The sequence below is a fragment of the Nonomuraea sp. NPDC003214 genome (assembly GCF_053590035.1).
Genome location: NZ_JBSFSX010000004.1, coordinates 51,357 through 61,401, shown reverse-complemented (window position 1 = coordinate 61,401; position 10,045 = coordinate 51,357). Strand labels below are relative to the sequence as shown.

At 71.4% G+C, this 10,045-nt stretch carries 8 protein-coding genes; 6 read left to right on the top strand and 2 right to left on the bottom strand.

Features of this window, described 5'->3' with window-relative positions; all coding sequences use genetic code 11:
- The first annotated feature begins 7 nt into the window (after positions 1-7).
- Both ACWDXC_RS12700 and ACWDXC_RS12695 read left to right on the top strand, forming a co-directional pair.
- A complete protein-coding gene (locus tag ACWDXC_RS12700) occupies positions 8-1,009 on the top strand; it encodes a COX15/CtaA family protein (RefSeq protein ID WP_375074157.1) in 1,002 nt (333 codons plus the stop codon).
- A 95-nt stretch (positions 1,010-1,104) separates the two neighbouring features.
- The gene (locus ACWDXC_RS12695; RefSeq protein ID WP_449981101.1) at positions 1,105-1,767 is read left to right on the top strand and encodes a SanA/YdcF family protein; all 663 of its coding nucleotides are present in this window, start codon (positions 1,105-1,107) and stop codon (positions 1,765-1,767) included.
- Between the two features lie 6 nt (positions 1,768-1,773).
- Here the strand turns inward: ACWDXC_RS12695 and ACWDXC_RS12690 are convergent, their stop codons facing one another.
- The gene (locus ACWDXC_RS12690) at positions 1,774-2,937 is read right to left on the bottom strand and encodes a PrsW family intramembrane metalloprotease (protein WP_449981099.1); all 1,164 of its coding nucleotides are present in this window, start codon (positions 2,935-2,937) and stop codon (positions 1,774-1,776) included.
- A gap of 102 nt (positions 2,938-3,039) precedes the next feature.
- Positions 3,040-3,999 (bottom strand): heme o synthase, encoded by a 960-nt coding sequence (locus ACWDXC_RS12685; protein ID WP_219509943.1) that lies wholly within the window; start codon positions 3,997-3,999, stop codon positions 3,040-3,042.
- A gap of 337 nt (positions 4,000-4,336) precedes the next feature.
- On the opposite strand from ACWDXC_RS12685, the gene tkt reads away from it, so the two are divergent.
- The 4 genes from tkt to ACWDXC_RS12665 all read left to right on the top strand — a co-directional run bounded on the left by tkt (position 4,337) and on the right by ACWDXC_RS12665 (position 10,033).
- The gene (gene tkt, locus ACWDXC_RS12680) at positions 4,337-6,367 is read left to right on the top strand and encodes a transketolase (protein ID WP_449982025.1); all 2,031 of its coding nucleotides are present in this window, start codon (positions 4,337-4,339) and stop codon (positions 6,365-6,367) included.
- Between the two features lie 4 nt (positions 6,368-6,371).
- Complete coding sequence (tal, locus tag ACWDXC_RS12675; protein ID WP_449981097.1) at positions 6,372-7,463, top strand: transaldolase; 1,092 nt, start codon at positions 6,372-6,374, stop codon at positions 7,461-7,463.
- Positions 7,464-7,526: 63 nt separating this feature from the next.
- A complete protein-coding gene (gene zwf / locus ACWDXC_RS12670; protein WP_449981095.1) occupies positions 7,527-9,128 on the top strand; it encodes a glucose-6-phosphate dehydrogenase in 1,602 nt (533 codons plus the stop codon).
- Complete coding sequence (locus ACWDXC_RS12665; protein WP_219509939.1) at positions 9,128-10,033, top strand: glucose-6-phosphate dehydrogenase assembly protein OpcA; 906 nt, start codon at positions 9,128-9,130, stop codon at positions 10,031-10,033. The genes zwf and ACWDXC_RS12665 overlap by 1 nt, the downstream gene beginning before the upstream one ends.
- Positions 10,034-10,045: the final 12 nt, after the last annotated feature.

Sequence of the window (10,045 nt, the reverse complement as noted above, 5' to 3'; positions counted from 1 at the left end):
CGATGACGTGAAGCTACCCGGGCGCTACGCCGACTCCTTCGTGTCATCCTTCTGGTCGCCGACCACGGCGACGTTGCGCGGATGGGCGCTGGCCGCCGTCGTGGCCAACGCGGGCATCACGGTGAGCGGCGCGGTCGTGCGGGTGACGAACTCCGGGCTCGGCTGCCCCACCTGGCCGCGCTGCACCCCCGACAGCTTCGTCCCGGTCGCGCACCCCGAGGTGGCGCCGATCAACATGGCCATCGAGTTCGGCAACCGGCTGGTCACGTTCCTCGTGCTGGTCATCGGGGTGGCCTGCTGGGTGGCCGCCCACCGGCTCAAGCCGCGGCGCGCCTCGCTGGTCAAGCTGGCCTGGCTGCAGCCGATCGGCATCATCGCGCAGGCGCTGTGGGGCGGCGTGGTGGTCAGCACCCTGCTCAACCCGTTCACGGTCGGCATGCACTACCTGCTGTCGATCGGGCTGACCGCCGCCTGCTGGGCCCTGTACGCGCGCGCCGGCGAGGGCGACGCGCCCGCGCGGCGGCTGGTCCACCGTGACGTGCGGCGGCTCGGCCACGCGCTGCTGGCCGCGGTGTTCACGCTGCTGGTCGCGGGCGTGCTCGTGACCGGTACGGGCCCGCACTCGGGCGACGAGCTGGCCAGCCGCTTCGACCTCGACATCGAGAGCGTGGCCCGGCTGCACGCCGACGTCGCCTACCTGGTGGTCGGGCTGACGTTCGCGCTGCTGTTCGCCCTGCACGTGACCCGCGCGCCCCGGCGGGCCCGGCGCGCGGCGCTCGCGCTGCTGGTGGTCGAGCTGCTGCAGGGCGTGATCGGCTACACGCAGTACTTCCTCGGCGTCCCGGCCGCGCTGGTCGCCCTGCACGTGGTCGGCTCCACGCTGGTGTGGATCTTCACGCTGCGCGTCGTCTCGGCGCTGCGCACCCACGACCCCGCCGGCGAGACGGCCGGCGAAGAGGCCGGTGAGGCGGGCAGCCCCTCCCCCACCGAAGTCCCCGCCAAGTCCTGACGGGGTATGCCAGGGTATGGGGTGAGATGTCGGCCACTCCCCCACCGAGGCGAGGTGCCCTTTTGCGGGGATTCGTCCGCCCCACTCGTCAGACGATGCGGCGCGCGTACCAGGGGCTCGTGCTCGCGAGCGTGCTCGCGCTGGCGCCCATGACGTGGGCCTGGCTCGGCAGCGACGGCCACCGCGAGGTGGCCGGCACGGCGGGCTGGCGGGCGCGGGTGCCCGCCTCGCAGGCCGCGCTCGTCCTCGGCGCCGGGCTGTACGGCGGGCGGCCCTCCCCCATGCTGGCCCGCAGGCTCGACATCGCCGCCGAGCTCTACCGCGCGGGCAAGGTCAGGGCGCTGCTGCTGTCGGGCGACAACAGCCGGGCCGCCTACGACGAGCCGACCGCGATGCGTGACTACCTGCTGGCCAGGGGCGTGCCGGAGCGGGTGATGGTGCTCGACTACGCCGGGTTCGACACCTGGGACTCGTGCGTGCGGGCCCGCCGGGTGTTCGGCGCCGAACGGCTGACCGTGGTGACGCAGGTCTTCCACCTGCCCCGGGCCGTCACGCTCTGCCGGACGGCCGGGCTGGAGACGTTCGGCGTCGGCGACGACTCCACCGCGCACTGGCCGGTCCCCACCTACGCCTACGCCACGCGCGAGCTGGTGGCCACCGGCAAGGCGTTCGCCGACGCGCTGCTGCTGCGCTCCGACCCGGTCTTCCCCGGCCCCGTGGAGACCTCGCTGCGGCGCATCGTCGACGCGCCCGCCTGACCGGGCTCAGCCCGGCATGTAGCCGTGGCTGCCGGCCGGCGTGGGCGGCATCGGGAAGTCGGCCCTGGCCGTGCTCATGCACTCCAGCAGCGCCCGCTGCTCCTCGTGGAAGGTCTGGTCGTCGACCATCCGCCGGGCCGCCCGCTCGTGCAGCAGCCCCAGCTCCGTCGCGGCGAGCTGGTAGTCGCTCATCGCCCGCAGCCCGCGCTTGCCGCCGTACATCCTGGCCCACTGCCGGGCCCGGCGGCGCCGGGGCAGCGCCGACAGCATGATGATGTCGTCCTTGCTGACGAGCTTGGTCGGCTCGTACGGCGGCAGGTAGCGCTGGATGAGCGCGACGATGCGGCGCCGGTCGCGGAAGACGACCACGATGAGCGCCACCAGCACCATCATCAGCGTCACGTACGCGACCACGAGCCCCGGGAAGCCGCCGTAGGAGACCAGGCCGTTCCACAGGCCGTGCAGCACCATCGCGCCCGACCAGCCCGCCATGATGGAGAAGACCCGCTCCGACCCCTCGCGGGTGGCCGCGTGTGCCACCGCCACCCCGATCATCGAGGTGAACAGCGGATGGGCGAACGGCGACAGGATGCCGCGCAGCACCACGGTCACGGCCAGGCTCACGCCGCCCGCCTCGGAGTTGAGCGCCTGGAGGTAGTAGCTGACGTTCTCGCTCATGGCGAAGCCCAGGCCGACCATGCTCGCGTAGATGATGCCGTCGGTCAGCCCGTCGAGCTCGGCCCTGCGGAAGCGCAGCAGGCCGAGCAGCACCAGGCCCTTCATCGTCTCCTCGACCACCGGGGCGCCGAAGGTGGCGGCGATGTTGCGGGCGGTGTCCTCCGACAGCTTGACGGTGTCCATGATGTAGTGCAGGTTCAGCGAGTTGACCACGCCCGCCACGAGCACGGCGACGCCCGCGCCCCACGCGAAGGCGAAGATCAGGTTGCTGCGCGGCTCCGGCTCCATCCGGTCGAGCGCGAGCACGGCGGCCAGCAGCAGCGGCACCGGCGCCAGGGCCAGGCCGAGCGAGATGAAGAACTGGACCGGCTCCCCGTTGATCACGTCGATGGCGAACGAGGCCAGGGCGCAGATCCCGGTCAGCACCAGCCCGGTGATCAACGCGAACGACGGGCGGTCCTTCAGCACCCAGCGTGGATCACGGGACGGCATACGGTGACTGTAACGGATCAGGAATGCGCTGTCCTTCCAAGGCGGCACGGCAGGCCCGGATGGTGATGTGCCCGCTTTCCCGGCGGTCATGCGGCGCCGGGGTCAGGACAGCAGCGGGTCGATGGCGACCGCGAGGAACAGCAGCGCCAGGTAGGCGTTGGACCAGTGGAAGAAGCGCATCGGCCGCAGCGCCACGCCGGTCTTGCCGGAGTTGAGGCGGCTCAGCAGGCGGTGCACCTCCCACAGGCACGCCACGCCGAGGACGGCGGCGACGGCCGGGTAGAACAGGGTCGTGCCGGCCACCGGCCACAGCGCCAGCGAGCAGAGCACGGTGGCCCACGTGTAGGCGATCGACTCCAGGATGACCCGGCGCTCGGTGGCGACCACGGGCAGCATAGGCACCTTGGCCGCCGCGTAGTCCTCCTTGTAGCGCATGGCCAGGGTCCAGGTGTGCGGCGGCGTCCAGAAGAACACCACGCCGAACAGCACCAGCGGCGCCCAGTCGAGACGCTCGGTGATGCCCGCCCAGCCGATCATGACCGGCATGCAGCCCGCGATGCCGCCCCACACGATGTTCTGGGCGGTGCGCCGCTTGAGGATCATCGAGTAGACGAGCACGTAGAACAGGATCGCGCCGGTCGACAGCGCCGCGGCCAGCCAGTTGGTCGTCAGCCACAGCCCGGCCGTGGAGAGGGCGCCCAGCACGATGCCGAAGATCAGCGCGCCGCGCGGCGACACCTGGTGCCTGGCCAGCGGGCGGCGCCGGGTGCGGCGCATCTTCTGGTCGATGTCGCGGTCGACGTAGCAGTTGAGCGCGTTGGCGCTGCCTGCCGACAGCGTGCCGAACACCATGACGGACACGGCCGTCCACAGCGGCGGCAGGCCGCCCGCTGCCAGGAACATCACCGGCAGCGTCGTGATCAGCAGCAGCTCGATGATCCGCGGCTTGGTCAGCGCGATGTAGGCCTTGACGACCGACCCGATCGAGCGCGGGCCGGCCGGGAGCGGCTCCCCGGCCTCGGGGGCCGGCGCCGTCGTCTGCCTGTTCGTCAGCACCGTCAAGGCGCTTCCAGCACGTGCGGAGTCAACGCGTAACCTCTGATTGGAGCTGATTCGTGAGTGGCCGCCGCGGCGACCAGGGAACAACCAAACTGTAGTCGCCGGGTCGGCCGGTCCGGCCAATGGGGGGCTCGCACCGCGAACGGACACGCTCCGGGGTGGGATGGGAATCGATCTCCAGTCCCACTCGGTTAGGGTCCGGTGTGGGCGGGATACGCCAACCGGCACCACCAAGGACAACTAGATTCCGGAGACCGAGCACTTGAGCACCGAACTCGTGCCAGCCCTTGAATGGACCGACCTGGACAAGCAGGCGGTCGACGTCGTTCGAGCCCTGGCGATGGACGCTGTGGAGAAGGCGGGTTCGGGTCACCCCGGCACCGCGATGAGCCTGGCCCCCGCCGCCTACCTGCTGTTCCAGCGCACGATGCGGCACGACCCGACCGATCCCACGTGGCTCGGCCGTGACCGCTTCGTGCTGTCGGCCGGGCACACCAGCCTGACCCTTTACATCCAGCTCTACCTGTCCGGCTACGGCCTGACGCTCGACGACCTGCGGCGGCTGCGCCAGTGGGACAGCCTGACGCCCGGCCACCCGGAGCACGGGCACACCGCCGGCGTGGAGACCACGACCGGGCCGCTCGGCCAGGGCCTGGGCAACGCGGTCGGCATGGCGATGGCGGCACGCCGCGAGCGCGGCCTGTTCGACCCCGACGCCGAGGCGGGCCGCTCGCCGTTCGACCACCACATCTGGTGCATCGTCAGCGACGGCGACATCGAGGAGGGCATCAGCCACGAGGCGAGCTCCCTGGCCGGTCACCAGAAGCTGGGCAACCTCGTCGTCATCTACGACGACAACCAGATCTCCATCGAGGACGACACGCTCATCGCCAAGTCCGAGGACGTGGTCAAGCGTTACGAGGCCTACGGCTGGCACACGCTGAGCGTCGACTGGACCCAGTCGGGCGACTACGTGGAGGACGTGCAGGCGCTGCACGAGGCGCTGGAGGCGGCCAAGGCCGAGACCGACCGGCCGTCGTTCATCCGGCTGCGCACGATCATCGGCTGGCCCGCGCCCAACAAGCAGAACACCGGCAAGATCCACGGCTCGGCGCTGGGCGAGTCCGAGGTGGCCGCCACCAAGCAGGTCATGGGCATGGACCCGGCCAAGACGTTCGACGTGCCGGCCGCGGTGCTGGAGCACGCCCGCGAGGTGGCGCGGCGCGGCCGCGAGGCGCACGCCGAGTGGGAGCGCGGCTACGCCGCCTGGCGCGAGGCCAACCCGGAGCGGGCCGCCGAGCTCGACCGCATCTCCCGCCACGAGCTTCCCGCCGGCTGGGCCACGGCGCTGCCGGAGTTCGAGACCGGCGGCTCGATGGCCACCCGCAAGGCGTCGGGCGAGGTGCTGAGCGCGCTCGCGCCGGTGCTGCCGGAGCTGTGGGGCGGCTCGGCCGACCTGGCCGAGTCCAACAACACCACGATGAAGGGCGAGCCGTCCTTCATCCCGGAGGAATACCAGACCAAGGACTTCCCCGGTAACCGCTACGGCCGCACGCTGCACTTCGGCATCCGCGAGCACGCCATGGGCGCGATCCTCAACGGCATCGCGCTGCACGGCGGCACCCGCCCGTACGGCGGCACCTTCCTGGTGTTCTCCGACTACATGCGGCCCTCGGTGCGCCTGGCGGCGCTGATGAAGCTGCCGGTCACGTACGTGTGGACGCACGACTCCATCGGCCTGGGCGAGGACGGCCCGACCCACCAGCCGATCGAGCACCTGTGGTCGCTGCGCGCGATCCCCGGCCTCGACGTGGTGCGGCCCGCCGACGCCAACGAGACCGCCTACGCGTGGAAGACCGTGCTGGAGCACACCGACCGGCCCGCCGCGCTCGCGCTCACCCGGCAGAACCTGCCGGTGTACGAGGGCACCAGCGCCGACGGCGTGGCCCGGGGCGGCTACGTCCTGCGCGACGCCTCCGACGGCCAGCCGAAGGTCATCATCATCGCCACCGGCAGCGAGGTGCAGCAGGCCGTCGACGGCCGTGAGCTGCTGGAGGCCCAGGGCATCCCGACGCGCGTCGTGTCGATGCCGTGTGTCGAGTGGTTCAAGGGGCAGGACTCCGCATACAGGCAGACCGTCCTGCCCTCGTCGATCAGGGCCCGGGTCGCGGTCGAGGCGGGCATCGCCCTCGGCTGGCACGAGTTCGTCGGCGAGTGCGGCGAGGTCGTCAGCCTGGAGCACTTCGGTGCGTCCGCGCCGTACAAGACGCTGTACGAGCAGTTCGGGCTGACGGCGGAGCGCGTGGCTGCGGCGGCCAAGGCGAGCCTGGCCAAGCTGGGCCAGGACAAGGGCGAGACGACGGGAAACTGAGGACATGAGCGAGATCCTGAACAAGCTGTCCGGCCAGGGCGTGTCCATCTGGCTCGACGACATCAGCCGTGAGCGCCTGCGCAGCGGCAACCTGGAGCAGCTGATCCGGGACAAGAACGTGGTCGGCGTCACGTCCAACCCGACCATCTTCGCCGGCGCGCTCAGCAAGGGCGACGCCTACAACGCCCAGCTGCACGACCTGGCCGTGCGCGGCGTGGACGTGGGCGAGGCCGTGCGCGCGATCACCACCTACGACATCCGCTGGGCCGCCGACGTGCTGCGCCCGGTCTACGACGCCACGCAGGGCGTCGACGGCCGGGTGTCGCTGGAGGTCGACCCGCGCCTGGCCCGCGACACCGAGAAGACCGTCGCCGAGGCGCGCGCGCTGTGGTGGATGGTGGACCGGCCCAACCTGTTCATCAAGATCCCGGCCACGATGGAGGGCCTGCCCGCGATCACGCAGGCGATCGGCGAGGGCATCAGCGTCAACGTCACGCTGATCTTCTCGCTGCAGCGCTACCGCGCGGTCATGGACGCCTGGCTGGCGGGCCTGGAGGCGGCCCAGGCCAAGGGCCTCAACCTGGCCACGATCGAGTCGGTCGCCTCGTTCTTCGTCAGCCGCGTCGACACCGAGATCGACAACCGGCTCGACAAGCTCGGCAAGCCCGAGCTGAAGGGCAAGGCCGGCGTCGCCAACGCGCGCCTGGCCTACGCCGCCTTCGAGGAGGTCATGAACTCCGAGCGCTGGCAGCGCCTGCGCGCCGCCGGCGCCCGCCCGCAGCGCCCGCTGTGGGCCTCCACCGGGGTGAAGAACCCCGACTACTCCCCCACGATGTACGTCGACGAGCTGGTCGCGCCGGGCACCGTCAACACGATGCCGGAGAAGACGCTCGACGCGACCGCCGCCGGCGGCAACGTCACCGGCGACACCGTGCGCCCCTTCTACGAGCAGGCGTGGAACACCATGGCCGCGCTGAAGGAGGCCGGCGTCGACTACGACGACGTGGTGCGGGTGCTGGAGGAGGAGGGCGTGCAGAAGTTCGAGGCGTCCTGGAACGAGCTGCTCGAGAGTGTCAGCAAGAACCTGGTTCCGTGACGAAGGCGTCCCGCCGCGGGGAGGGCGGGCCCTCCCCGCGCGGCGCCTCACTGGAGGTTTGAGATGAGTGACCCGGCAGGGCCCCCGGAGGAGGCCGTCGCCGTGGCGGCGGCCGTGGCCGGCACGTCCACGACGCTGGAGGTGGCCGCCGCCAACCCGCTGCGGGACCCGCGTGACAAGCGGCTGCCGCGGGTGGCGGGGCCGTGCGTGATGGTGTTGTTCGGCGTGACCGGCGACCTGGCCAAACGCAAGCTGCTGCCGGCGATCTACGATCTGGGCAACCGGGGGCTGCTGCCGCCGGGCTTCTCCCTGGTCGGTTTCGCCCGGCGTGACTGGCAGGACCAGGATTTCGCCAAACTGACGCACGACGCCGTGAAGACCCATGCCCGCACGCCCTTCCGCGAGGAGGTCTGGAAGCAGATCCGCGAGGGGATCCACTTCGTGCCGGGCGAGTTCTCCGACGACGGCGCGTTCGACGCGCTGGCGATGGCGTTGAAGGAGATCGACGAGCTGCGGGGCACGGGCGGCAACTACGCCTTCTATCTGTCGGTGCCGCCGAAGTTCTTCCCCGTGGTCGTGGAGCAGCTCAAGCGCACCGGGCTGGCCGAGGCGCCCGACGGCTCGTGGCGGCGGGTGGTCATCGAGAAGCCGTTCGGCCACGACCTGCGCTCGGCGCACGAGCTGAACGAGATCACCACCTCCGCGTTCCCGGAGAGCTCGATCTTCCGGATCGACCACTACCTGGGCAAGGAGACGGTCCAGAACATCATGGCGCTGAGGTTCGCCAACAACCTCTACGAGCCGATCTGGAACCGCAGCTTCGTCGACCACGTGCAGATCACCATGGCCGAGGACATCGGCATCGGCGGCCGGGCCGGCTACTACGACGGCATCGGCGCCGCCCGCGACGTGATCCAGAACCACCTGCTCCAGCTTCTGGCCCTGGTGGCGATGGAGGACCCGACCTCGTTCGAGGCGTCCTCGCTGCGCCGCGAGAAGGAGAAGGTGCTCAAGGCCGTGCGGCTGCCCGCCGACCTGGCCGCCAACACCGCGCGCGGCCAGTACGCGGCAGGCTGGCAGGGCGGCGAGAAGGTCGTCGGCTACCTGGAGGAGGAGGGCATCTCCAAGAGGTCCACCACCGAGACGTACGCGGCGATCAAGCTGGAGATCGCCAACCGGCGGTGGGCGGGCGTGCCGTTCTACCTGCGCACCGGCAAGCGGCTGGGCCGCCGGGTCACCGAGGTGGCCGTGGTGTTCCAGAAGGCGCCGCACCTGCCGTTCAGCGCCGACGACACCGAGATCCTCGGCCACAACGCGCTGGTCGTGCGGGTGCAGCCGGACGAGGGCATCACGGTCAGGTTCGGCTCGAAGGTGCCGGGCACGGCGATGGAGGTGCGCGACGTGTCCATGGACTTCGCCTACGGCGAGTCGTTCCTGGAGTCGTCGCCCGAGGCGTACGAGCGGCTGCTGCTCGACGTGATGATCGGCGACCCGCCGCTCTTCCCGCACCAGCGGGAGGTCGAGCTGTCGTGGAAGATCCTCGACCCGATCGAGGAGTTCTGGGCCACCCAGGGCCAGCCGGAGCCGTACCCGTCGGGATCGTGGGGGCCGCCCGCGGCCGACGCGATGATGGCCCGTGACGGGCGCGTCTGGAGGAGACTCTAGTGACCACGTTCATGCTGGCCGACACGACGGCGGGCAAGATCTCGGCGCAGCTCACGCAGCTGCGCCACCAGATGGGCGCGCCCGCGATCGGCATGGTGCTGACGCTCGTCGTGGTGTGCGAGGAACGCGACCAGTACGACTCGCTGCGGGCCGCCACCGAGGCCGCCCGCGAGCACCCGTCGCGCATCCTCGTGGTGATCAACCGGGAGACCGACGAGGCCAACCGGCTGGACGCCGAGCTGCGCATCGGCGAGTCGGCGCCGGGCGAGACCGTGGTGCTGCGCCTGTACGGCGAGCTGACCGAGCACGCCGACTCGGTCGTCAGCCCGCTGCTGCTGCCCGACACGCCCGTGGTGGCGTGGTGGCCGAGCCGCGCCCCTGACGTGCCGTCGGCAGACTCGATCGGCGTGCTGGCCCAGCGGCGGCTGACCGACGCCAAGAACGCCGACGACGGCGTCGCGTCCCTGGTGACGCGGGCCAAGGGCTACGCGCCGGGCGACACCGACCTGTCGTGGGCGCGGCTGACGCCGTGGCGCAGCCTGCTGGCCGCCGCGTTCGACCAGCCCGTGGGCCGGGTGCACGGCGGCGTCGTGGAGGCGTCGGCGGGCAACCCGAGCGCGCCGCTGCTGGCGTCGTGGCTGTCGGAGCGGCTGGGCGCCGAGATGGACGTGGCCGACTCGGGCGGGCCCGGCCTGACCGCCGTACGGCTCGCCACCGACGAGGGCGAGCTGTCGGTGGTGCGCACCGACGCCCGCCTGGCCACGCTGTCGCGTCCCGGCCAGCCCGACCGCAACGTGGCGCTGGCCCGCAGGCACCTGTCGGAGCTGCTGGCCGAGGAGCTGCGCCGGCTCGACACCGACGAGATCTACGGGGCCGCCGTCAAGCGCCTGGCCCGCCTCCGCTAGACCGCACGACTC